This is a genomic window from Pigmentiphaga sp. CHJ604 (assembly GCF_036972535.1).
Classification (GTDB): Bacteria; Pseudomonadota; Gammaproteobacteria; order Burkholderiales; family Burkholderiaceae_B; genus Pigmentiphaga; species Pigmentiphaga daeguensis.
On the sequence record NZ_CP136998.1, the window covers coordinates 4,075,789 to 4,098,234 of the forward strand.

Consider the following 22,446-nt stretch of genomic DNA (forward strand, 5'->3'; position numbering starts at 1 on the left):
TCCCGTCCCGCTTAAAAGGGCAGCTTCATGCCCGGAGGCAGGGGCAGGCCGGCGGTCAGCGCGGACATCTTTTCCTGGCTCGTGGCCTCGGCCTTGCGCAGCGCGTCGTTGAACGCGGCGGCCACGAGGTCCTCCAGCATGTCCTTGTCGTCGGCCAGCAGGCTGGGATCGATGGCGACGCGCTTGACGTCGTTGCGGCAGGACATGGTCACCTTGACCAGGCCGCCGCCCGAGGCGCCCTCGACGAGCATGTCGGCCAGCGCTTCCTGGGCCTTCTTCATGTTTTCCTGCATCTGCTGCGCCTGGCGCATCAGACCGGCAAGCTGTCCTTTCATCATGGCTGGGTTCCTTGTTTGGATTCGGAAGATACCGGGCGGATCGAGTCGGGTACGATCTGGCCGCCGAAACTGTCGAGCAATTCGCGTACGAAGGGATCGGCCATGATCGCGCGCTCGGCCTCGGCCTGGCGCGCCTGGCGCTCGGACTCGGCCACCGCGAACGCGGTGGCGTCGCCGGTCTGGCCGATCTCGAAGCGCAGCCGCACGGGCACGCCGAAATGCTGCTCGAGCACTGTGCGTAGGCGTTCGACCCCCGCGCCTTCGGCCAACCCGCGGGTCGCGACCTTCAACACGACGGTGCCGCCTTCGACGCCCACCCACTCGCTTTGCTGCGCGAGCTGGGCGGCGATGCCCTTGATGGGCAGCCGAGCCGCCAGCACGGGCCACGGCTCGTTCAATGCAATCGGGCCGCCGGCCGCGCCCGCGGCGTCTTCGCCGCGCGGGGGCTCGGCCCGGGCCACGGTGGGAACCGGCGCGGCGGGAGCTTCCCGCTCCACCGGCGGCGCCTCTTCCTGCAGCCCGGCCTCGATCTCCGAGTGCCAGGCAGGCGGCCCGTCTTCGTCGGCCCCCGCCCCTTCCGGGGGCGAGGCCGGAGCAGCCGCCGGCGCGGTCCGCGCCGTATTGCCGGCCGGCCGGGCAGGCGCCGAGGCCGGCGCACGCTTGTTGCCGGCCATCGACATGTTGCGGGCCGCGGCCAGCGCCTCGGCCGCCGCCGACGCGCGGGCCGGCGCGGGCGCCGCGGGCGCGGGAGCTGGCGCACGCGCGGCCGGCGGCACCGGGGCTGGAGCCGGCGCCGGCATCGACGCGGCCACCGCGGGCGCCGCCTTCAAGGCGGCGGATCGCGGTGCCGGCGCGGACGCTTCCTGGGAAGCGCCCTGCGGTTCGGCCGTGAATGCCAGCATGCGCAGGCACGCCATCACGAACCCGGCGTATTCGTCGGGCGCCAACGCAAGCTCTGCGCGGCTGTGCACGGCGATGGAATAGAACAGCTGGATCTCGTCGGCGGAAAATTCCCCGGCCAGCCGCTGGATGTCCGGCGCCAGCGGATCCTCTTCCGACACCGCGCCCGGCACGCGCTGGGCCATGCCCATGCGCGACAGCATCACGGCCAGGTCGGCCAGCGCCCCGGCATACGACAGGCTGCGCGCCGCCAGCTCGTCGGCCACGCCCACCACCCCGGCGCCGTCCGCCGCGCGGATCGCGTCGAGCAGGCGCACCAGGTGGCGCTGGTCGATCGTGCCCAGCATGCCGCGCACGGCCTCTTCCGACAGGTTGCCGGCGCTGTAGGCGATGGCCTGGTCGGTCAGCGACAAGGCATCCCGCATGGAACCGCGCGCCGCCTGGCCGATCAGGCGCAGGGCCGGGATCTCGAACGGCAATTGTTCATGCGCCAGCACGTGCTCGAGGTGGCCGACGATGGCCTCCGGCGGCATCTGCTTGAGGTTGAACTGCAGGCAGCGGCTCAGCACCGTGACGGGGATCTTCTGCGGATCGGTGGTGGCCAGGATGAACTTGACGTGGGGCGGCGGCTCTTCCAGCGTCTTGAGCATGGCGTTGAACGCATGCCCGGTCAGCATGTGCACTTCGTCGATCATGTAGACCTTGAAGCGGCCGGAGGTGGGCGAATAGACCGCCTGCTCGAGCAGCTGCGTCATCTCGTCCACGCCCCGATTCGACGCGGCGTCGAGCTCGAGGTAGTCGACGAAGCGGCCGGCATCGATCTCGGTGCACGCCCGGCACTGGCCGCACGGCGTGGCCGTGATCCCGGTCTCGCAATTGAGCGATTTGGCCAGGATGCGCGACAGCGTGGTCTTGCCCACCCCGCGCGTGCCCGTGAACAGCCAGGCGTGATGCAGGCGCTGCGTGGAAAGCGCGTGCGTCAGCGCACGCACCACGTGTTCTTGTCCGACCAGCGTATCGAATGAACGCGGCCGCCATTTACGAGCCAGCACCAGATATGTCATGAAGGATATTGTACCCCCCTACGCCCTTCGGGCGATGGGGAAACCCACCCCCTACGCGCTGACGCGCGCCCCCTCAAGGGGGCGATGCGGGTGGACCGGCAAAGCCGGATCCACCGCATCCTGGGCCTAACCCCTTTGCCCTGATTTTGGGGCACCCATTTACCGCTGCTGCCAGCGAAGCACCGGTGCCCCAACCCAAGAAACCGGCCCTAGACCCAGGGCACAGCGGATCCGGCTTTGCCGGTCCGCCAGTGCCGCCCCCTGGGGGGCGCCCGAAGGGCGTAGGGGGGGTGCTATAATTCTTATTGGCGGGCCCCTTCGCATGGCGGAGCGGTGAACCTGGTCAGGTCGGGAACGAAGCAGCCATAGCTGTAAACCGTCAGTGCCGAAGTCAGGCTCGCCACCCAATTCCCTTGTCCTGGGCCCTAAAAACCACACTCCCCGGGGCAGGCACTTGGAAAAACCGCTTTTTTGCGGTTACCATTGATCCATCTCGGGCTCTACGCCGACCGATTCCGGCGCCTACCTGCCCCGCTCCCCTCGCGTTTCGCGCTTCCCACGCATCGCCCAGGGGTACTCCCGTCAGGATTCGCGCATATAAAAAAATTCCCCTCAGGGGTCTGGAATCCAAGCACACGCGCCCACATATATCTATCGAATCACATACCCGTTTACCGCGCACTGCACCACTCTTCCCGCGCTTTGCGCACACCTCCAGAAGGAAAACCATGAGCGACGCGATCAAGCACGTGAGCGACTCCAGCTTCGATGCCGACGTACTTCAAGCCAATGAGCCTGTCCTGGTCGATTACTGGGCAGAATGGTGCGGTCCCTGCAAGATGATCGCCCCCATCCTGGAAGAGGCCGCCTCCCAGTACAAGGGCAAGCTGACGGTCGCCAAGCTGAACGTCGACGACAACAACGCCACGGCCGCCAAGTACGGCATCCGCGGCATTCCGACCCTGATGCTGTTCAAGAACGGCCAGGTCGTGGCCACCAAGGTGGGCGCGCTGTCCAAGTCGCAGCTCACCGCCTTCCTGGACAGCTCGCTGTAAGCAGGTAGCACGACACGGACCGGCCCCGAGCCGGTCCTTTCCGATCAACCTTTACCACGCCCTCTCCTTGCGCACCGGCGGCGCGCCCCGGCCTCGGGATCCAGCCCTCCGCCCCAAGAGCACCAGACTCCCTGCGCAAAGTCCTCCCACGAGGACGTGTCACCACCAAGAACTCCCCCCGGAGCTTTACCCGAGATGCATCTCAATGAACTGAAGGCGCTGCACGTTTCGCAACTGCTGGAAATGGCCGCCACGCTCGAGATCGAGAATGCCAGCCGCCTGCGCAAGCAGGAGCTGATGTTTGCCATCATGAAGCGGCGCGCCAAGCAGGGCGAGCCGATCTTCGGCGATGGCGTGCTGGAAGTGCTGCCCGACGGTTTCGGCTTCCTGCGTTCGCCCGAAACGTCCTACCTCGCCAGCACCGACGATATCTACATATCGCCTTCCCAGATCCGGCGCTTCAACCTGCATACCGGCGACTCCATCGAGGGCGAGGTCCGCACTCCCAAGGACGGCGAACGCTACTTCGCCCTGGTGAAGGTGGACAAGGTCAACGGCCAGGCGCCCGAGACCATGAAGCACCGCATCATGTTCGAGAACCTGACGCCGCTGCACCCGAACAAGCCGCTGCGCCTCGAACGCGACATCAAGAGCGAAGAAAACCTGACCGGCCGGATCATGGACATCTTCGCCCCCATCGGCAAGGGCCAGCGCGGCCTGCTGGTGGCAAGCCCGAAATCGGGCAAGACGGTGATGATGCAGCACATCGCGCATGCCATCACCGCCAACCATCCCGACGTCACGATGATCGTCCTGATGATCGACGAACGTCCGGAAGAAGTGACCGAAATGCAGCGCTCGGTGCGCGGCGAAGTGGTCGCCTCCACCTTCGACGAACCCGCCACCCGCCACGTGCAGGTGGCCGAGATGGTCATCGAGAAGGCCAAGCGCCTGGTCGAGCTCAAGCACGACGTCGTCATCCTGCTCGACTCCATCACCCGCCTGGCCCGCGCCTACAACACCGTGGTGCCCGCCTCCGGCAAGGTCCTGACCGGCGGCGTCGACGCCAACGCCCTGCAGCGGCCCAAGCGCTTCTTCGGCGCGGCCCGCAACATCGAGGAAGGCGGCTCGCTCACCATCATCGGCACCGCGCTGATCGAGACCGGCAGCCGCATGGACGACGTGATCTACGAAGAATTCAAGGGCACCGGCAACAGCGAAGTCCACCTGGAACGCCGCCTGGCCGAGAAACGCGTCTACCCTGCCATCAACCTGAACAAGTCCGGCACGCGCCGCGAAGAGCTGCTGATCAAGCCGGACGTGCTGCAGAAGGTGTGGGTGCTGCGCAAGTTCATCTTCGACATGGACGAGATCCAGTCCATGGAATTCATCCTGGACAAGATGCGCTCGACGAAGAACAACGCCGAGTTCTTCGACATGATGAAAAAATAGGTCCCCCCTACGCGCTTCGCGCGCCCAGTATGGTGAGCCCCCAGCCGCTACGCGGCAGCCCCCCAAGGGGGCCGGGCCCCGCCTTGGGGCGGCCCGGCGCCGGGTCCCTGGGGGGCGATGCGGGTGGACCGGCGGAGCCGGAACCACCGCATCCTGGCAACTACCGGGCTGGCGGGGGGTGGTGTTCTTCGTGTCGTTATCTTGTCTCGGTTGCTCTGCCAAGCGATGCTTTTGAAGTGCAAAATGCGCCGAAACATCACACTGATTGCACAAATCCTGGAATCCCGCGATAATTTACGGCTTAGCTCTAGAAATTGGGCACGTTGTCGGGCCGGCGCTCCGTCCAGCAGTAAACACACGGAAGCCGCCATAAAGGACCCCCCCTGGGGAAAACCGCCCCCAAGGCGCAAACCTTTGTCCGGCTGGCGACCCGCATACTCCCAAGGAAGACCATGAAAGAAGGCATCCACCCCGAATACCGCGACGTCGTGTTCCAGGATCTGCAGACCGGCAACAAGTTCATTACCCGCTCGACCCTGAACACGCGCGAAACCATCGAACTCGATGGCAAGACCTACCCGCTGTTCAAGTGCGACGTGACCTCGGAATCGCACCCCTTCTACACCGGCGCGCAAACCCGCATCGTGGAAACCGGCCGCGTCGAGAAGTTCCGCGCCCGTTTCGCCCGCACCACCGGCGCCGGCAAGACGTCCGCCTGACGGCACCGTCCGCGCACCCAGAAGGCAGCCTGCGGGCTGCCTTTTTTCTGCGCCCTGCTTGCGCTCGCCCGGCCGGGGTTCATGGCGCGGGAATCCGCCCGCCGCTGCAATTGCTTGCAATCCGGCTTCGCATTCCGCCATTTTTTGCGTGTCGCGGCCTGCCGGGACACTAGAATCCGTCTTGTCGCCTGTTAGGTAATCCCAGCGGTTCGATGCCTCACCGATTCCCGTCGCCCTTCCATACGTCCATCCTGCCGCCCACCCCCGCTCGGCTGACCGCGCTCGCGGCAACCAAGCTGCCGCGCTGGGGCCTGCTGGCCCTGTGCCTGTTGTACATCGTGACCGGCCTGGTCATGCGCGAACCCTGGAAGAGCGAAGACGTCATCGGCCTGGCGCAGATGTGGTCCGCCTACGATGGCGGCTGGGCGCAATGGCTGGCGCCCGAGGCGGCCGGCGTGGCGGTGTCGCAGGAAGGCCCCCTGGCGACGTGGGTGGGCGCGCTGTGCATGGCCGTCTTCTCGCCGCTGCTGGGGCACATCCTGGCGGCGCGCGTCCCCAACCTCATCTGGTTCGGCATCGCCAGCACCAGCCTCTGGTACGGCGCCTACCTGCTGGGCCGGCGAGCCGAGGCCCAGCCGCTGGCGCTGCCCTTTGGCGGCCAGCCCGAACCGCGCGACTACGGCCGCATGCTGGCCGACGCCGCGCTGCTCCTGCTGCTGGCCACCCTGGGCATATTGTGGCGGTCCCACGAGACCTCCGCCGAGCCGGCCGCGCTCGCCTTCCACGCGCTCGCCTTCTATTCCCTCGCGCGGATGCTCGACCATCCCCGCTCCGGCGCGCTGACGCTGGGGCTTGCGCTGGGCGGCGCATTCCTGGCGCGAGGCTTCCCCGCCGTCATGCCGCAATTGCTGGCCGTCGCGGTCCTGGCCGGCACCAGCCCGGCGCTGCGGCCCGCCGTGCGCTGGATCGCGCTGCTGAGCCTGCCGCTGGGCCTGGCGCTGTCGCTGGCCTGGTGGATCGCCACCGCGCAGCTCCACCCCTATTGGATGAGCGGCTGGTGGCACTGGAACGCCAGCGTGTTCGGGATGCTGACCCCGCGCGGACTGTCGGACGCGCTGCGCAACATGCCGTGGTTCCTGTGGCCCACCGGACCGCTCGCGCTGCTCGCGCTCTGGCGGTGGCGTGGATACCTGCTCTCGCCCCACGTGCAGATCCCGGCAGCGCTGATGCTGGCGGGCCTGGCCATGCTGCTCGCCACCCGCGAGCCGGTCGATGCGGAATACCTGGCGCTGGTCATCCCCTGCGCGATGCTGGGCGCACTCGCGCTGCCCACGCTGCGGCGGGGCCTGATCAACGCCCTGGACTGGTTTGCCGTCATGGTGTTCTCGGCAACCGCCTGCGTGGTCTGGATGGGATGGATCGCCATCATGACCGGCGTACCTCCCAAGATCGCCCGCAACATCGCCCGCCAGACCCCGGGCTTCGACGCCGATTTCTCGCTGTTCGCCTTCACCGCCGCGGTCGCGGCCAGCCTGGCCTGGATCGCGCTGATCATCTGGCGCTTCCGCTCGCGCCCCACCGGGCTGTGGCGCGGAACGGTGCTGTCGGCGGGCGGCGTGGTCGCGTGCTGGCTGCTGATCATGACGTTGTGGCTGCCCTCGATCAACTACAACAAGAGCTACCGCGAGGTCTCGAACGGCATGGCGCATGCCCTGGCCGCCGAGCGGGTCCGCACGGGCCGGCAGGAATGCGTGCGCAGCTCGGGCCTGGGGCTGTCGCAGCGCGCCTCGTTCGCGGTCTTCGACAACCTGCGCTTCGAGCTGTCCGGCGACTGCCCCCTCGTCCTGCTGCAAGGCAACGCCAGCGTACTGCGCAACGTGCTCCAGCGCGGCGAGTACGCCGGCAGCCGCGTGCTGTGGGAAGGCACCCGGGCGGCGGAATTCCGCCGCGCGCCCCAGTTCCGCGAGTATTTCATCCTGCTGCGCCCGGCCCCGGCCGGGCGTCCCGCCTCGTGAGCGAAGCCGGGCTCGCGCTCCCATCCGGCTGGAACGCGACCCTGCGCCGCATCCTGCAACAGGGCTGGCCGGTCCTGGTCGGCCAGTGGGCCAGCATGGCCTTCGGCGTGCTCGATACCGCGATGACGGGCCATGCCTCGCCCGTGGCACTGGCCGCCATGGCGCTGGCGGTGTCCATCTACGTCACTGTGTTCATCGGCCTGACCGGCGTGCTGCACGCGCTGATTCCCATCGCCGCCCAGCACTTCGGTGGCCGCAGGCTGGCCGAGATCGGCCGCGCCTGGGGGCAGGCGGTCTGGCTGTCGCTGGGCCTGTCGGTGGTGGGCGGACTGGCGATGCTGTTTCCCGACACCTGGCTGGCGATGTCCGGAGACGTGGACCCTGCCGTGCGCGCCCAGGTGCGCGGCTACCTGGCCATGCTGATCGTCGCCCTGCCCGCCGCGCTGGTCTTCCGCACCGTCTACGCCCTGAACACCGCGGTATCGCGGCCCAAGGTCGTGATGATGATCAACATTGCCGGCATCGGGTTCAAGGCGCTGTTCAACTGGCTCTTCATCTACGGCAAGTTCGGCCTGCCCGCGCTGGGCGCGGTGGGGGCGGGACTGTCCACCGCCCTCGTCTTCTGGATAAGCGTGGGCCTGAGCGCCCTCGTCCTGCGCCGCGACCCGTTCTACCGGCAATTCGGCCTGCGCATCGGCCGTCCGGACAGAAAGACGCTGGGAGAGCTCCTGCGGCTGGGCCTGCCTATGGGCGGCTCGTACCTGATCGAGGTCACGTCCTTCACGTTCATGGCGCTGCTGGTGGCGCGCGAGGGCGTCTACGCCACCGGCGGACACCAGATCATGGCCAACCTGGTCGCCCTGTGCTTCATGATGCCGCTGGCGCTGGGGGTGTCGACCGGCGCGCTCACGGCGCAGGCCATCGGCTCGGGAGATCCGCTGCGCGCACGGCGCACGGGCGCGGCCGGACTGATGATCAGCACCACGGGCGCGCTGCTGACGATCGCGGCCGTGATGCTGGCGCGCGGCCCCATCGTCCAGGCCTACACCAGCGATGCGCAGGTCGCCGTGGTGGCGCTGGGGTTGCTGGGCATGCTGGCCTTCTTCCACCTGTTCGATTCGCTGCAGTGCATGACCAGCTACCTGCTGCGCGCCTACAAGATGGCGGTCGGCCCCATGCTGATCCAGGCCGGCGCGCTGTGGGGCATCGGCCTGCTGGGAGGATGGTGGCTGGCATTCGGTCCGGGCGCCGGCGCGCTGCGCGGCGTGGTCGGGATGCTGATGCCCGGCGCGCCCACGGGCGCCGGGACCATGTGGTTGATGGCGACCTTCAGCATGGCGGTTTCGTCGCTCATGCTGCAGTACGTCTACTGGCGGGTGGCCGCCCGGCGTCCGGCCGCTCCCGCGGTGCCGCAGCCCAGGGCCTAGGCGCGCAGGAAGTGCTCGCGGTAGTACTTGAGTTCGTCGATGGACTCATAGATGTCGGCCAGCGCCTCATGCCGGCTTTTCTTCTCGAACCCCTTGTAGATCTCGGGCTTCCAGCGGCGGCAGAGCTCTTTCAGCGTGCTGACGTCCAGGTTGCGATAGTGGAAGAAGGCCTCGAGCCGCGGCATGTAGCGGACCATGAAGCGGCGGTCCTGGCTGATGGTGTTGCCGCACAGGGGCGACTTGCCGGCCGGCACGTACTGGCCCAGGAACGCCAGTAGCTCGTCCTCGGCCTGGGCTTCGGTCAACGAGGAAGCCCTTACTTTGTCGATCAGCCCGCTACGCCCATGGGTGGCCTTGTTCCAGTTGTCCATGCCGTCGAGCAGTTCGTCGGACTGGTGCAGGACCAGGACCGGCCCTTCGGCCACCACTTCGAGCTGGGCGTCGGTCACGACCACCGCGACTTCGATGATCCGTTCCTTTTCCGGATCCAGGCCCGTCATTTCCATGTCGAGCCAAACCAGGTGATTTTCGTTCAACGCCATATAATCGGTGCTCCGGAACCATGCATGATCGCGCGCGCGGCGCCAGGACGGCGGCGCGGGCACAAATGGCAATTTTCTCACAGGCTGGCGCCTCCTCTTTCCGAACCCGCACCGGGGTCCGTCGGGGCTTGTGCGTACGCCCCCCCTGACTACGAGCCGTCATTGTGTTTACCCTGCTGTTCGTCCTGATGCTGCTGGCCGGCGTCGCTACCCGGCTGTGGCTCTCCACCCGCCAGACCCGCCACGTCGCGCTGCACCGCGACCGCGTACCGCCCGAGTTCGCCGACCGCATCGGGGAAACCAGCCACAGGCGGGCGGCCGACTACACCATCGCCCGCATCCGCTTCGACATCGTGGCGCTGCTGTTCGATACGGCGGTGCTGATCGGCCTGACCCTGCTGGGTGGACTGCAGGCCCTGAACGAGCTGGCCGCCTCGCTGGCCTCGTCCGATTTCATCCGCCAGCTGCTGCTGGTGGCGATGGCCGCAGCCCTGCTGTCGCTGCTGGACCTTCCCTTCACCCTGTGGCGGCAGTTCGTGCTCGAGGCCCGGTTCGGGTTCAACCGGATGACCTTGCGGCTGTTCGCTGCCGATACCATGAAGGGCCTCGCGCTGGCGGTGGTGTTCGGGTTGCCGCTGCTCTCGGCCCTGCTCTGGCTCATGGCGGGTGCCGGAACCTACTGGTGGCTGTGGGGCTGGGGCCTGTGGATCGTCTTCAACCTTTCGGTCATGCTGCTTTTCCCCACCGTCATCGCGCCCTTGTTCAACAAGTTCACGCCGCTGGCCGACCAGGCGCTGGCCGAGCGCATCCAGGCGCTGGCCCGCCGCACCGGCTTCGCGCTGAACGGGCTTTTCGTCATGGACGGCTCGAAGCGGTCGGCGCACGGCAACGCCTATTTCACCGGCTTCGGCAAGAGCAAGCGCATCGTCTTCTTCGATACGCTGCTGGCCCGCCTGGCCCCCGAGGAAATCGAGGCCGTGCTGGCGCACGAGCTCGGCCACTTCAAGCACCGGCACATTCTCAAGCGCCTGGCGTTCAGCTTCGGCGTGTCGCTGGTGTTCTTCGCCCTGCTGGGCTGGCTGTCCAGGCAGGTGTGGTTCTACACCGGGCTCGGTACCATGCCCCTGCTGGGCGGACACAACGACGGCCTGGCCCTGATCCTGTTCTTCCTCGTGGCGCCGGTCTTCACCTTCGCCTTCATCCCGCTCGCGAGCTGGTACTCGCGCAAGCACGAGTTCGAGGCCGATCGCTTCGCCAGCGAGCAGACCGATCCCGCGAACCTGGTCTCGGCGCTGGTCAAGCTCTACGACGACAACGCCGCCACCCTTACCCCCGACCCCGTGCATTCGGCCTTCTACGACTCGCACCCGCCCGCCGGCATACGCATCGGCAGGCTGCGAGCCGCCGCGCCGCATGCCGCCCCGCTCGACCGTCTCCAGGAACCGGCATGAACCGCGTATTGAGTATCGAACAGCTGCGCTCGGGCCGCTGCGTGCCCATGAAGAACCGGGCGCCGATGAGCCCGGCCCACATCGACGAGCAGATCCACGTCCTGCCCATCTGGGCGCGGCGCGGCGACGTCCTGGAGCGCGACTACGAATTCGCGGACTATGCCCGCACCATCGCCTTCGTGAACGCCGTGGCCGAGATCGCCGGGCAGGAGAACCACCACCCCGAGATGCTGGTGGGTCACGGGCGGGTACGCGTGCACTACACCACGCACGAAATAGGCGGCATTTCCATCAACGACTTCATCTGTGCGGCCAAGATCGACGCGCGCTACGAACCATGAAGCCCCAGCGGCGCACTCCGGGGACCGGCCTGCAGGGCCGTGTCGTGGCCGCTTTCGGACGCCATTTCACGGTCGAGTGCGACGACGGCTCGACCCGCCAGTGCTACCCGCGCGGCAAGAAAGGCACCGCCGCCGTGGGCGACCGGGTCGAGGTGGCGCCCGAGGGCCCGGCAGAAGGCGCCATCCAGTCGGTGCTGCCACGCCGCAACCTGCTCTACCGCTCGGATGAAATGCGGACCAAGCAGTTCGCCGCCAACGTCGACCAGTTGCTCATCGTCGTGGCCACCGAGCCCGATTTCTCCGACGAACTGGTGGGACGAGCCCTGGTCGGGGCCTTCAATGCCGACATCGCTCCCATCGTCATCCTGAACAAGGTCGACCGCACGGCCGGCCTGGCGGCCGCGCGCCGCAAGCTGGCGCCCATCCAGGCACTCGGCGTACCGGTGCTGGAACTCAGCGCCCACGACGCCACCGCCACGCGGGCCGCCCTGGCGCCCAGGCTGGCCGGGCGCACGAGCCTGTTGCTGGGCCAGAGCGGCATGGGCAAGTCCACGCTGCTCAACGCCCTGGTCCCGGATGCCCTGGCCGCCACCCAGGAGCACTCTCAGGCGCTGGGCGCCGGCAAGCATACGACCACCAGCACGCGCCTGTATCACCTGCCCGCCACGCTGGCCGCCGGGGCCGACCTGATCGACTCGCCGGGATTCCAGGCCTTCGGCCTGCAGCACCTGGACGGCGCGCAGATCGTCAAGGGCTTTCCGGAATTCTCGCCCTACCTGGGACACTGCCGCTTCTACAACTGCACCCATATCCACGAACCGGGATGCGCCGTGCTGGAAGCCCTGGAGGCGGGCCGGATCGCGCCCCAGCGCCATGCGCTCTACGGCCGGCTGCTGGACGAACTGCAGCTCGGCCAACGCTATTGAGCCTTCAGAACCTGAAGAAATATCCGATCGGCGAAACAATCGTTTGGCGTTATGGTGTTCGGCGGTACGCTCGGGGGAATCCTCCAAGCGTCCCTTCAGGAGCATTCCGTGGCATACGCGGCGATCCGGACACTGATAGAAAAGCTCTCCAGCCAGCCCGACCTGCACGCTGCGCTGCGCCTGGCCCCCGACGGCACCGTCCTGGGCAGGTTCTACGAATTCGAACTGGCCAGCGGCTTCCAGCCGGTGGTCAGGATAGATACGCGGGCGGTGGCCGGCTATGACGCCTATGCCCGTTCGCACGCGACCGACGGCGACGTCATCAGCCCCTGGGGCCTGTTCTCGCGGGCCGCGGACGACGCGACGCTGGTACGGCTGGACCGGCTGTGCCGCCTGGTCCATACGCTGAATTATTTCTCGAAGGCCGACGCCCTCCACCCCTTGTATCTGCGCGTCCACGGCCGGCTGCTGGCCGCCATCACGCATGACCACGGGCAGGCGTTCCGCCGCATGGTCGAGGCGCTGGGCATCCCGCCCGCGCGCATCGTGTTGCAGTTGCCGGCCGAGGCCGCGCAGGACGTCCTGCTGGCCGGCATGATACTGGGCAACTACAAGAAGGCCGGCTTCCAGTCAGGCGTGCATGCCAACAACGTGGGCGAGGCGCAGTCGCTGCTGCACCTGCATGCGCCGGAGGTCATCAAGCTGGACCTGCGCACGGTGGCCGATCCCGAACGCGAACTGCCCCCGCTGCTGGAAACAGCCGCGGGACTTTCGTGCCAGGTGGTGTTCAAGCGTGTCGAGGACGAGGCCAGCCTGGCCCGCCTCGCGACGCTGGGCGCGCAATACGCCCAGGGCTATCTGTTCGGCGCGCCATCGGCTTCGCTGGCGTCGCCGTCCCCGCAGGCGGCAGCGGCTCCCGAGCCGCCCGCCGCCTAGAGGCCGGCCTCGGGGCTAGCCGCGCGCGAGCAGGTCGGACATGTCGTCCGCGTGCTCTTCCTCGACCGCCAGGATTTCCTCCAGCATGCGGCGCGTGGTCGGGTCCTTGTCCCCCAGGTAGCGGACCATGGCCCGGTAGCTGTCGATGGCGATGCGCTCGGCCACCAGGTTCTCCTTGATCATGCTTTCCAGCGTGTCGGCCTCCACGTACTGGGAATGGCTGCGCCGGGACAGGCTGTCGGGCGAAAAGTCCGGCTCGCCGCCGAGCTGCACGATGCGCTGGGCGATCTGGTCGGCGTGCTGCTGTTCCTGCGCGGCATGCTCGGCGAACTCGGCCGCGACCGGATCGGCATGGATGCCGCGCGCCATGAAATAGTGGCGCTTGTAGCGCAGCACACAGACCAGCTCGGTGGCAAGGGCCTCGTTCAGCATCTTGAGCACGACGTCGCGGTCGGCGCCGTAGTCCTGGGTCACCGCGCCCTCGTCCAGATGCTTGCGCGCCCGGGCGCGCATGGCCTCCACATCGATGGAAAACTTCTCGGCACTGGGGGCCTGCGGCTTGACTGCCTGCTCCATATTGCTCTCCTGTCTCGAGTGAAAACTCCATCCAGGATAGGCCGCGCCCCCGGTCACCGCTGTAACAATCAGAACGTCAGCCGCACGCCCATGACGATGTTCCGCCCCATCAGCGGCGCGGCATTCTTGATGAACGACGTATGCCGGTAGGCGAGCTTGTTCGTGAGATTGTTGGCGCGGACGTAGATCTGGTAACGGGTCCCGCTCATGCGGCCCTCGTAGGCCGCGCCAAGGTTGAGCATCGTGTAGCCGGCCGTCTCGGTCTCGAACTCGGCCACCTTGTCCTGGCGACCCACGTACGACAGCTCGACGTCGCCGCTCCAGGCCTGCCAGCGCGCATCGAGCCGCGTGCCGATCCGGTAGGCCGGGATGCGCGGAAGATTGCCGCCGCCGTCCAGCTTGGCGCGCACGTAGTCGCCCATCAGCGAGACGGCGAAGATGCGGTCGATCTGGTGGCGCACCTTGGCCTCCAGCCCGGTGAAGGTGGCATCGTGCTGCGTGTATTCCAGCAATTGCAGGTTCTGGTAGACGTCCAGCGTGCGTCCATAGATGAAGTTGTCCATCTTGTTGTGGAACACCGAGACCGAGAACGTGGTGGGCCCGGCGAACTTGCGCAGCGTGAGGTCGATGTTGTTGGACGTTTCCTTCTTCAGGCTGGCGTTGCCGATCTCGTAGGTGGACGTAGCCAGATGCAGGCCGTTGGCATAGAGTTCCTCGGCGGTCGGCAGGCGGTGCGAGCGCGACGCCGACACGCCCAGCGAATACTGCGGCGCGAACTTCCAGACGGCTCCGGCCGACACCGAAGTGCCGCGGTGGCGCGTGTCGGGCGCGCCACCCTGCACGTCGATGCGCTGCCATTCGTGCCGCAGCCCGCCCTCGAAGCGCCAATCGCCCACCGTGTATTCCTCGAGCATGAACAAACCGTTGTTGCGCGTGACGGTGGGCTGCACGTAGGCTTCCTCGCCCAGGGCGCTGAAGGCGCGGCGCGTCGTCTGCGCGCCGATCACGCCCCGCAGTCCGCCTATGGGCGCGTGCTCCAGTTCGACGCGGCCGTCGTGCGCCTTGTTCTTGAACGTGGTGGCGACCGTGTCGCCCTCGATCTCGTCATGCTGGTAGTCGGTGAAGCCGGCGCGCACGCGCAGCCGGGTGAAGCCGGCGAAAGGATCGCGCAGTTCGCCGCGCACGTCCCACCGCTGGCTGCGCAGCTTCACGAAAGGTATGCCGTGGCTGTCGCCGTCCTCGTCGTGGCCATGGTCGTGGCCGTCCTCGTCGCCGTGATCGTGGCCATGTCCGTCGTCGGGGCAGTGCAGGTGCGTGCCATGCACATGGCAGCCCTCGTAGGCGTGGTCATGGCCCGGCAGGCCGTAGCGGTTGCGCTGGCTGGTGTAGGCCAGCCCGATGTAGCCGCGATCGCCCACCCACGACAGTCCCACGCTGCCGGTCTCGGTGTGGTTGTACGAACCGTCCACGCGGTTGCCGCCGGCCCAGCCCCGGCCTACCTTGTAGTCGTTGGCGTTGCGCTTGAGCCCCTCGGCATGCAGGACCAGCCCCTTGCCGCCGATGGTCAGCTCGAACGCGCCCGACGTCTCGCGCGGCCCGGTCGCGCCGCGCAGCTCCACGCTGCCTTCCACGGCGTTCTCCGGCATTTCGGTGGGAATCTTGTTGTCGAGCACGTTGACCACCCCGCCCATCGCCCCGCCGCCATACAGCAGCGCCGCCGGCCCGCGCAGCACTTCCACGCGCTGGGACAGCATGGGCTCCAGGCCCACCGCATGATCGGGGCTGATGGTGGAGGCGTCCTGGACCTCGGCGCCGTCGGACACGATCTTGACCCGCGCGCCGTCCATGCCCCGGATGATGGGGCGGCTGGCGCCCGCGCCGAAATGCGATGAAGTGATACCCGGCTCCTGCTCCAGCGTCTCGCCCAGCGTGGCGGCGCGCTTGGTCAGCAAGTCGTTCTCGTCCAGCACCGTAACCGGCGCCGCCAGGTCCTGTTCGCTGCGCGACAGGGGCGTGGCGGATACGGTGACTTCCTTCAGGGTCTGCGGCGCGGGCGCGGTAGGCGTTTCCGCCTGTGCCCAGGCGGCCGCGGGCAGGCCCCAGGAAACACTCATCAATGCCAATACGAGGGGGTTCAGCCTTCCCAACATCACGGTTCCTTCTTCATGGATGGCGCAAAAATGCCGCAGGCCGCCGGCAAGGCAGATCCTTGCCGGCCGCGAGCGGCATTCTTGCTCAAAACCGAAGTTAATGCAACTCTATTGCATATGCATGATGGTTGCACCTGAGGAACCCTGGCGGGTGCGGATCAGAACGCCGAGCAATGCCCCCCGCTGGGAGCCTGCCCCGAGCCTATGGCCAGGATGGCGGGTTCCTTCCGATGGTTGACGGGACTGGAGTGGGTCCAGTCCCAGGCGAAGAAGGCGATCAGCACGGCCCAGAGCAGCACGACGGCGGAAGTACGGGAAGTCATGTCCATGTCCCCCGTTCACACGCCCAGCCGGCGGCGCAGGCGCACGCCGATCAGCGAGCCGGCGAAGGCCAGCACGACCCAGATCCAGCCGTGCAGGCTACCCGTGGAAATGCCGCTGACCATGGCGCCAACGTTGCAGCCGAACGCCAGCCGCGAGCTGTAGCCCAGGAGGAAACCCGCGACCAGCACGGCCGCCCACTGGCGGCCGGTCAGCGGCTTGCCGCTGGACGGCTTGCGGGCGGCGATCCACAGCGCGCCGGCCATGATGCCGATGTTGGTGATCGAGGTGACGTCCAGGAACACGCTCTGGTCCAGCGTGCGCAGGTTGCCCGCCTGGCTCCAGAAGGCGTTGGCGGCGGGATCGAACACGCCGGCCGCCGTCGCCACCTTGGCCGCCCACAGGCCGAAACCGTAGACCACGCCCCAGGGCTGGCCGGCCACCACCAGGTTCGCCACCGCCAGCAGGGCCAGGCCGACGCCGGCCAGCAGCAGCTTGCGGTTCCAGGGAGAAGATGCGGCCGCCCCGCCCTTGCGGCTCCAGACCCAGGCCGCCAGGCCGAAAACGGCCAGGCCGGCGAAGGTCAGCGCCAACGCGCCGCCCGCTCCCCAGTCGCGGACCAGGCTGACCGGCGCGATGGCGCCCAGCGACAGCCAGCCGTGCAGGTGCACCGATCCCAAGAAACTGCCCAGCGCGAACAAGGGCAGCACGCCCATGTTCAGCGGAATGCCCAGTCCGGCCTTGTACAGCGTGCCCGACCCGCAGCCATCGGCGATCTGCATCGTGATGCCGAACACGAAGGCGCCGATCAGCAGGCTGATGCTGGGAGGGCCCAGGGCCGCGGCCAGGTCGCCGGGAAACTTCGCCAGGAGCGGAATGGAAATGGCTGCCGCCACCGCCAGCAGCGCAATCTGGGCGAACACGCCGCTGGCGTCCCGGGCCTCGATCAACCGGCGCCAGCCGGTGGTGAAGCCGAAGCGCGCGCCGGCCAGCAGGCCGCCCATGCCGATGCCGATGACGAACAGCACCGACTGGCGCACGGTCACGAACCAGGCCAGCGCCAGCACGGCAAGCAGGATCGCGGCCGTCAGCGGCCAGCGTGCATGGCCAAGCGCGGAGGACGCGGGAGAAGCGATGGCGGGCGAGCCCGCCTGGGAAAGCGTCGTTTGCATCAGGGGGATTCCTTTCGTGCTGGCGCCTCAGGAGTTGCCGAACAACTTCTTGAATTTTTCCGAGATCTGGCTGGCCCGGCCCGGCACGTTGTCCATGGGCAAGGCCTGGTCCGCGTTGGTCCAGTCGGCCAGGGATTCCGGATACATGCGCACGTGCGGCAGCCCCGCCAGTTCGGACAGCGCGAACCAGTCGGTCGCCGCCCAGTGTCCGGTGTTGCAGAACGCGATGTTGTCGCCGCCCGCGTCCGGGAATTCCCGGGCGGCGATGGCGCGGGCCTCGGCGGCCGAGACGATCTGCGTGCTGCCGGGGGCGAACCAGACGCTGTGCGGAACGTTGGTGGCGCCGTGGATGGTGCCGGGCACCGAGGCCGTCGGGGCCTTGACCAGGCCTTCGAAGAAATTCTTGGGCCTCGCGTCGATCAAGCGGGTGCCGCCGCCGGTCGTGCCTGCCAGCACGTCGGCCTGGGTAGCCTTGATGGCGGTGTTCAGCCTGGGCTCGTAGCGGCTGGGGGCCGGCTGGGCCGGCGCGTCCTGGCTCAGGGGCTGCTGCGCCTGCTGCCAGGCCTGCATGCCGCCGTTCAGGATGGACAACTGGGTCAGGCCCAGGTATTTGAGCGTCCAGTAGACGCGGGCGGCGGCGCCGAAGTCGGTCACGTCCGCGCCCGAGGACACCACCACGGCATGGCGCTCGGGCGCCAGCCCGAGCTTGCGCACTTGCGCGGTCAGCTTGTCCAGCGGCGGCAGCGTGCCGGGGCTGTTGGCCGGTCCGCGCCAGGAGCCGTAGGGAGCGGACAAGGCGCCGGGGATGTGGCCTTGCAGGTAATCGGCGGGCGGCCGGATGTCGATGACCGTGACCGAGGGCGAGGACAGCACCGCCTTCAGTTCGTCGGGCGACAGGATGGGGGACGGGGCGGCCTGGGCGCCGGCCTGCGCGGCGAAGGCGATCAGCCAGGCGGAAAGAATGGCAAGGATTCTCATGATGATTGCGCGCGGCGCGCAGGGAATGGGCATCCTGAGAATTTTAAGACCTGGCCAGGGGATGGCTCAGACCAAGTCCCCATATTCATATAACATTAAATTATATGAAAGCGCTGTGAATATAGCTCCTGGCCATACGCCCGGAGGGCGCGGGCCAGGGCATCGGGCAACCCCGGCCGGGGCTGCCCGTAACGGCCGTGAACCGCCTCAGGCCGTGACGTGGAAGCCCACGCGGCCGAGATTCTGCATCTCGAGCTCGACCCAGGTACCGGCCACGAGCGCCTCGGCGGCGCTGGCGCCGCCGGCCATCACGATCGACCCCTCGGGCAGGATCTCGCCCGCCTGCGCCACCAGGCGCGCGGCCGCGACCAGCGAGCGCACGGGATGGCCCAGGATGGCGGCGGTGGTGCCGACCTGCTGGGCCTTGCCATTGCACGACATGATCAGGCCCAGGTTGGAGAAGTCGATGCTGGGCTTGTGCCAGGCTCCCAGCACCACACCCGACGACGAGGCGTTGTCCGCCACCACGTCTTCCAGCGAGAACTTGAAGGCCTTGTAGCGCGAGTCGATGATCTCCAGCGCCGGGGCGATCGCCTCGACGGCGTCCAGGGCCTCGATGGGCGACACCATGCCCGACAGCGGCTTGCGCAGCAGGAAGGCGATCTCGGGCTCGACGCGCGGATGCACGCGGGTCGACAGCTTCAGTTCGCCGCCCTCGTCCACGCGCATGTCATGCGTCAGGCGGCCCCAGATCATGTCGTGCACGCCCATCTGGACCATCTTGGCGCGGCTGGTGAAGCCCATCTTCATGCCGATGCGTCGATGGCCGCGGTCGATGCGGCGCTGGATCAGCATGCGCTGCACTTCGTAGGCCTCGGCCAGCGTCAGCGGACGGCGTTCGACGAACTGCTCGGCGGCGCGCGGCGTGCTGGCGGCTTCGTCCAGCTCGCGGGCCACTTCGGGTAGGGACAACAGCGGACCGCTCATGCTTGCTCCTTCGCGCCAAACACCGCGCGCACCGAACCCAGTCCGGCGATGCGCGCTTCCAGAATCTCCTCTCCCTGCACCGCGACCATGGGGCCCAGCGCACCACTCAGCACCACGTCGCCGGCACGCAGCGGATTGCCACGCTCGGCCATCTTGCGCGCCAGCCACAGGGCCGCGTTCAGCGGGTGGCCCAGGCACGCGGCGCCGGCGCCGATCGATACCTGGTCGCCATTGCGCTCCATGACCATGCCGCACAGGCGGGCGTCGAAGTCGCCCAGCTTGACCGGCCGGTTGCCCAGCACGAACAGGCCGGACGAGGCGTTGTCGGCGATGGTGTCGACGATGCTGATCTTCCAGTTGGCGATGCGGCTGTCGACGATCTCGATGGCCGGCACGGCATAGGCCACTGCCGAGATCAGTTCGGCCATGGTGGCCATGGGCTGGGCCAGGTCGCGCTCCATGACGAAGGCGATCTCGGCTTCGACCTTGGGCTGGATCAGGGTCGACAGCGGCACTTCCTCGCCGTCGCACACCGACATGTCGGCGAACAGCATGCCGTAGTCGGGCTGGTCCACGCCCAGCTGCGCCTGCACCGCCTTGGAGGTCAGGCCGATCTTGCGGCCGACCAGGCGGCGGCCCTGCTTGATCCAGTGGTCGGTATTGGCCTGCTGCACCGCGTACGCGGCGTCCAGGTCGCCGGCCGGCAATTGATCCCGGATCGGATCGATCGCGACGCGGCTTTCATGAGCACTGCGCAGGCGTTGCGCAAGCCCGGCGATCGCCTCGGCGGCGACGCCCCCCTGTCCTATCTGCCCCATGGGTAGTCCTGTTTGGAAGTTGGAGAAAAGAGAAAAACACCTTTATGCCGTATACGTACGAATATACGGGAGAAACCTGCGCGCGGACAATGCCGGCGGTTCATGGCCCCACTCCGGCCATCAATTTGAGGCATTTGACGAACAACGCCCGATATTCGGGCGGGAGGGCCGCGATGATGGCTTCCTCGACCTCCCGGTCGCGGGGCAGCACGCGCTCGAGCACGTCCACGCCCGCCTGGGTGATGGTGACGGCATACGCACGCTTGTCGTCCGCCGAGCGCCGGCGCCGCAGGTACCCCTTGCGCACCAGGCGGTTGATCATGTCGGCCAGCGAATTGCGGTCCAGCGCGATGTCCTCGGCCAGCTGATTCTGCGTGGCGCCCGGATGCTTGCAGACGGTGATCAGCAGCGCCTTCTGGCGCGGCGTCAGGTCCTCGTCGTGGAAGGTCTGCATGAACAGGGCCTCGGCGCGAAAATGCGCGCGCCGCAGCAGGTGCGACACGACGTCCGTGAGCTCGAACGCCCGCACGGCATCCGTGCAAGGCACGGTTTCCGGTTCGGGAGACGGCGCGGCGGGCGGGCGTCGCAAGGCGGAGGATCGGGTCATGGTGGCGAGCCGGAGCGGACTTGAGATCTTAACTGATGTCGCGCGCCCGGCCAGCGGCGCCCTGGCGTTTCTTCGAACCGGCTATGGCTGGCACCGAAGTTGTTATGCCCCCGGGGATGGACCGGTCGCGCGAAATTCCACTATATTATGACGTATACGTACTATACCTCAACGGAACCCAGCACCATGTCGGTCAAATCCCTGCGCAACTTCATCGGCGGCCGCTTCGAAGACGGCATCCGCACCTTCGACAAACTCAACCCCGCCAACGGCGAACTGGTGGCGCGCGTGCACGAAGCCAGCCGCGACCAGGTGAACGCCGCGGTGGCGGCGGCCCGCCAGGCCTTGCCGGCCTGGGCGGCGCTGCCGGTCAACCAGCGCACGGACTACCTGTACGCGCTGGCCGACGGCATCGAACGCCGCTTCGACGATTTCCTGGCGGCGGAGATCGGCGACACCGGCAAGCCCGTGGGCTGGGCCAGCCAGATCGACATCCCGCGCGGCGCGGCCAACTTCCGCGCCTTCGCCGAGATCGCCCGCACGCTGGACATGGAAAGCTTCATGACCGATACGCCGGACGGCCGGCAGGCGCTGAACTACGCCTACCGCAAGCCGCTGGGCGTGGTGGGCGTCATCTCGCCGTGGAACCTGCCGCTGCTGCTGTTCACCTGGAAGGTCGCGCCCGCGCTGGCCTTCGGCAACACCGTGGTGGCCAAGCCTTCCGAGGTCACGCCTTCCACCGCCACCCTGCTGGCCGAAGTGGCGGCCGAGGTCGGCCTGCCCGCCGGCGTGTTCAACGTGGTCCACGGCTTCGGCCCGAATTCGGCCGGCGAATTCATCACTACCCACCCTGACATCGACGGCATCACCTTCACCGGCGAATCGGCCACCGGCAGCACCATCATGAAGGCGGTCGCGCCGGGCGTGAAGCCGGTATCGTTCGAACTGGGCGGCAAGAACGCCGCGCTGGTGTTCGAGGACGCCGACTTCGACGCGGCCGTCGCCGGCGTGGCCCGCTCGGTCTTCGCCAACTGCGGCCAGGTCTGCCTGTGCACCGAGCGCGTCTACGTCCAGCGGCCGATCTACGACCGCTTCGTCGCCGCCCTGAAGCTCGAAGCCGAGAAACTGGTGCTGGGCCGCCCCATGGACAGCGCCACCACCATGGGCCCGCTGGTGTCGCACGAGCACCGCGAGAAGGTGCTGTCCTACCTGCGCCTGGCGGTCGAGGAAGGCGCCACCGTGGTCACCGGCGGCGGCGTGCCGACCTTCGGCGACGAGCGCGACCAGGGCGCCTACATCCAGCCGACCATCTGGACCGGCCTGCCCGAGACCGCCCGCTGCATCAAGGAAGAGGTGTTCGGCCCGGTCTGCCACATCGCCCCCTTCGATACCGAGGAAGAAGCCATCCGGCTGGCCAACGACACCCACTACGGGCTGGCGGCGGCCGTCTGGACCACCAACCTGACCCGCGGCCATCGCGTGGCCCAGGCCATGCAGGTGGGCCTGGCGTGGGTGAACTGCTGGTTCCTGCGCGACCTGCGCACGCCCTTCGGCGGCAGCGGCCTGTCGGGCATAGGGCGTGAAGGCGGCCGCCACTCGCTGCATTTCTATACCGAGCCGACCAACGTCTGCGTGAAGCTGTAGGCGCGCGAATGGGCGATAATCGCAGGG

General features: G+C 67.7%; 21 protein-coding genes and 1 other RNA gene. 11 read left to right on the forward strand and 11 right to left on the reverse strand.

Annotated elements, in window-relative coordinates; all coding sequences use genetic code 11:
- Window positions 1-11: 11 nt before the first annotated feature.
- Window positions 12-338 carry a YbaB/EbfC family nucleoid-associated protein gene (locus R4823_RS19635; protein ID WP_087839737.1) on the reverse strand — a complete coding sequence of 109 codons (327 nt, stop codon included), beginning with the start codon at window positions 336-338 and terminating at the stop codon, window positions 12-14.
- Window positions 335-2,302: a DNA polymerase III subunit gamma/tau gene (gene dnaX, locus R4823_RS19640; protein ID WP_338615874.1), complete on the reverse strand. Its 1,968-nt coding sequence runs from the start codon at window positions 2,300-2,302 to the stop codon at window positions 335-337. Before dnaX ends, R4823_RS19635 begins: the two co-directional genes overlap by 4 nt.
- Window positions 2,303-2,609: 307 nt before the next feature.
- On the opposite strand from dnaX, the gene ffs reads away from it, so the two are divergent.
- From ffs to R4823_RS19670, 6 genes are all read left to right on the forward strand, one after another.
- Window positions 2,610-2,707, forward strand: an RNA gene (gene ffs / locus R4823_RS19645) — signal recognition particle sRNA small type.
- Between the two features lie 323 nt (window positions 2,708-3,030).
- A complete protein-coding gene (gene trxA / locus R4823_RS19650) occupies window positions 3,031-3,357 on the forward strand; it encodes a thioredoxin TrxA (RefSeq protein WP_087840746.1) in 327 nt (108 codons plus the stop codon).
- A 195-nt stretch (window positions 3,358-3,552) separates the two neighbouring features.
- Window positions 3,553-4,809, forward strand: a complete 1,257-nt coding sequence (rho, locus tag R4823_RS19655; protein ID WP_087840747.1) for a transcription termination factor Rho — start codon at window positions 3,553-3,555, stop codon at window positions 4,807-4,809.
- Window positions 4,810-5,261: 452 nt separating this feature from the next.
- Complete coding sequence (locus tag R4823_RS19660) at window positions 5,262-5,528, forward strand: type B 50S ribosomal protein L31 (RefSeq protein ID WP_087840748.1); 267 nt, start codon at window positions 5,262-5,264, stop codon at window positions 5,526-5,528.
- Between the two features lie 212 nt (window positions 5,529-5,740).
- Window positions 5,741-7,543 carry a glycosyltransferase gene (locus tag R4823_RS19665; protein ID WP_243724439.1) on the forward strand — a complete coding sequence of 601 codons (1,803 nt, stop codon included), beginning with the start codon at window positions 5,741-5,743 and terminating at the stop codon, window positions 7,541-7,543.
- Window positions 7,540-8,970: an MATE family efflux transporter gene (locus tag R4823_RS19670; RefSeq protein ID WP_338615877.1), complete on the forward strand. Its 1,431-nt coding sequence runs from the start codon at window positions 7,540-7,542 to the stop codon at window positions 8,968-8,970. Before R4823_RS19665 ends, R4823_RS19670 begins: the two co-directional genes overlap by 4 nt.
- Here R4823_RS19670 and orn read toward each other — a convergent pair.
- The gene (orn, locus tag R4823_RS19675; protein WP_338615878.1) at window positions 8,967-9,512 is read right to left on the reverse strand and encodes an oligoribonuclease; all 546 of its coding nucleotides are present in this window, start codon (window positions 9,510-9,512) and stop codon (window positions 8,967-8,969) included. The genes R4823_RS19670 and orn overlap by 4 nt on opposite strands.
- Window positions 9,513-9,700: 188 nt before the next feature.
- On the opposite strand from orn, the gene R4823_RS19680 reads away from it, so the two are divergent.
- The 4 genes from R4823_RS19680 (at window position 9,701) to R4823_RS19695 (ending at window position 13,166) form a co-directional block, all read left to right on the forward strand.
- The gene (locus R4823_RS19680) at window positions 9,701-10,963 is read left to right on the forward strand and encodes a M48 family metallopeptidase (RefSeq protein ID WP_132979439.1); all 1,263 of its coding nucleotides are present in this window, start codon (window positions 9,701-9,703) and stop codon (window positions 10,961-10,963) included.
- Entirely contained in the window at window positions 10,960-11,304 is a 345-nt protein-coding gene (locus tag R4823_RS19685) for a 4a-hydroxytetrahydrobiopterin dehydratase (RefSeq protein WP_087840750.1), read from the forward strand. Before R4823_RS19680 ends, R4823_RS19685 begins: the two co-directional genes overlap by 4 nt.
- Window positions 11,301-12,230, forward strand: coding sequence for a ribosome small subunit-dependent GTPase A (gene rsgA / locus R4823_RS19690; RefSeq protein ID WP_087840751.1), 930 nt, complete (start codon window positions 11,301-11,303; stop codon window positions 12,228-12,230). Before R4823_RS19685 ends, rsgA begins: the two co-directional genes overlap by 4 nt.
- A 108-nt stretch (window positions 12,231-12,338) precedes the next feature.
- Window positions 12,339-13,166 (forward strand): EAL domain-containing protein, encoded by an 828-nt coding sequence (locus R4823_RS19695; RefSeq protein ID WP_176400820.1) that lies wholly within the window; start codon window positions 12,339-12,341, stop codon window positions 13,164-13,166.
- 15 nt (window positions 13,167-13,181) lie between these two features.
- Here R4823_RS19695 and R4823_RS19700 read toward each other — a convergent pair whose 3' ends face one another.
- From R4823_RS19700 to R4823_RS19735, 8 genes are all read right to left on the reverse strand, one after another.
- A complete protein-coding gene (locus R4823_RS19700) occupies window positions 13,182-13,742 on the reverse strand; it encodes a ferritin-like domain-containing protein (RefSeq protein WP_087840753.1) in 561 nt (186 codons plus the stop codon).
- Between the two features lie 68 nt (window positions 13,743-13,810).
- The gene (locus R4823_RS19705) at window positions 13,811-15,892 is read right to left on the reverse strand and encodes a TonB-dependent receptor (RefSeq protein WP_338615881.1); all 2,082 of its coding nucleotides are present in this window, start codon (window positions 15,890-15,892) and stop codon (window positions 13,811-13,813) included.
- 158 nt (window positions 15,893-16,050) lie between these two features.
- Window positions 16,051-16,215: a hypothetical protein gene (locus R4823_RS19710; protein WP_165963085.1), complete on the reverse strand. Its 165-nt coding sequence runs from the start codon at window positions 16,213-16,215 to the stop codon at window positions 16,051-16,053.
- Between the two features lie 15 nt (window positions 16,216-16,230).
- A complete protein-coding gene (locus R4823_RS19715) occupies window positions 16,231-17,289 on the reverse strand; it encodes a YeeE/YedE thiosulfate transporter family protein (protein WP_243724465.1) in 1,059 nt (352 codons plus the stop codon).
- A gap of 123 nt (window positions 17,290-17,412) precedes the next feature.
- Window positions 17,413-18,363 carry a rhodanese-like domain-containing protein gene (locus R4823_RS19720; RefSeq protein ID WP_087840860.1) on the reverse strand — a complete coding sequence of 317 codons (951 nt, stop codon included), beginning with the start codon at window positions 18,361-18,363 and terminating at the stop codon, window positions 17,413-17,415.
- A gap of 207 nt (window positions 18,364-18,570) precedes the next feature.
- Entirely contained in the window at window positions 18,571-19,350 is a 780-nt protein-coding gene (locus R4823_RS19725; protein ID WP_087840756.1) for a fumarylacetoacetate hydrolase family protein, read from the reverse strand.
- Window positions 19,347-20,168: a fumarylacetoacetate hydrolase family protein gene (locus R4823_RS19730; RefSeq protein ID WP_087840757.1), complete on the reverse strand. Its 822-nt coding sequence runs from the start codon at window positions 20,166-20,168 to the stop codon at window positions 19,347-19,349. The genes R4823_RS19725 and R4823_RS19730 overlap by 4 nt, the downstream gene beginning before the upstream one ends.
- Before the next feature lie 100 nt (window positions 20,169-20,268).
- Window positions 20,269-20,775, reverse strand: coding sequence for a MarR family transcriptional regulator (locus tag R4823_RS19735; RefSeq protein ID WP_087840758.1), 507 nt, complete (start codon window positions 20,773-20,775; stop codon window positions 20,269-20,271).
- A 186-nt stretch (window positions 20,776-20,961) separates the two neighbouring features.
- Between R4823_RS19735 and R4823_RS19740 the strand changes: the two genes are divergently transcribed.
- The gene (locus tag R4823_RS19740; RefSeq protein WP_087782228.1) at window positions 20,962-22,419 is read left to right on the forward strand and encodes a 2-hydroxymuconic semialdehyde dehydrogenase; all 1,458 of its coding nucleotides are present in this window, start codon (window positions 20,962-20,964) and stop codon (window positions 22,417-22,419) included.
- Window positions 22,420-22,446 lie beyond the last annotated feature (27 nt).

Bases quoted from the DNA above. Each gene is read 5' to 3' on its own strand.
- rho (WP_087840747.1), top strand. From the start codon at position 3,553: ATGCATCTCAATGAACTGAAGGCGCTGCACGTTTCGCAACTGCTGGAA.
- R4823_RS19735 (WP_087840758.1), bottom strand. From the start codon at position 20,775: ATGACCCGATCCTCCGCCTTGCGACGCCCGCCCGCCGCGCCGTCTCCC.
- R4823_RS19700 (WP_087840753.1), bottom strand. From the start codon at position 13,742: ATGGAGCAGGCAGTCAAGCCGCAGGCCCCCAGTGCCGAGAAGTTTTCC.
- R4823_RS19710 (WP_165963085.1), bottom strand. From the start codon at position 16,215: ATGACTTCCCGTACTTCCGCCGTCGTGCTGCTCTGGGCCGTGCTGATC.
- R4823_RS19740 (WP_087782228.1), top strand. From the start codon at position 20,962: ATGTCGGTCAAATCCCTGCGCAACTTCATCGGCGGCCGCTTCGAAGAC.
- trxA (WP_087840746.1), top strand. From the start codon at position 3,031: ATGAGCGACGCGATCAAGCACGTGAGCGACTCCAGCTTCGATGCCGAC.
- R4823_RS19725 (WP_087840756.1), bottom strand. From the start codon at position 19,350: ATGAGCGGTCCGCTGTTGTCCCTACCCGAAGTGGCCCGCGAGCTGGAC.
- R4823_RS19720 (WP_087840860.1), bottom strand. From the start codon at position 18,363: ATGAGAATCCTTGCCATTCTTTCCGCCTGGCTGATCGCCTTCGCCGCG.
- R4823_RS19660 (WP_087840748.1), top strand. From the start codon at position 5,262: ATGAAAGAAGGCATCCACCCCGAATACCGCGACGTCGTGTTCCAGGAT.
- rsgA (WP_087840751.1), top strand. From the start codon at position 11,301: ATGAAGCCCCAGCGGCGCACTCCGGGGACCGGCCTGCAGGGCCGTGTC.
- dnaX (WP_338615874.1), bottom strand. From the start codon at position 2,302: ATGACATATCTGGTGCTGGCTCGTAAATGGCGGCCGCGTTCATTCGAT.
- orn (WP_338615878.1), bottom strand. From the start codon at position 9,512: ATGGCGTTGAACGAAAATCACCTGGTTTGGCTCGACATGGAAATGACG.
- R4823_RS19680 (WP_132979439.1), top strand. From the start codon at position 9,701: ATGCTGCTGGCCGGCGTCGCTACCCGGCTGTGGCTCTCCACCCGCCAG.
- R4823_RS19635 (WP_087839737.1), bottom strand. From the start codon at position 338: ATGATGAAAGGACAGCTTGCCGGTCTGATGCGCCAGGCGCAGCAGATG.
- R4823_RS19665 (WP_243724439.1), top strand. From the start codon at position 5,741: ATGCCTCACCGATTCCCGTCGCCCTTCCATACGTCCATCCTGCCGCCC.
- R4823_RS19685 (WP_087840750.1), top strand. From the start codon at position 10,960: ATGAACCGCGTATTGAGTATCGAACAGCTGCGCTCGGGCCGCTGCGTG.
- R4823_RS19730 (WP_087840757.1), bottom strand. From the start codon at position 20,168: ATGGGGCAGATAGGACAGGGGGGCGTCGCCGCCGAGGCGATCGCCGGG.
- R4823_RS19705 (WP_338615881.1), bottom strand. From the start codon at position 15,892: ATGTTGGGAAGGCTGAACCCCCTCGTATTGGCATTGATGAGTGTTTCC.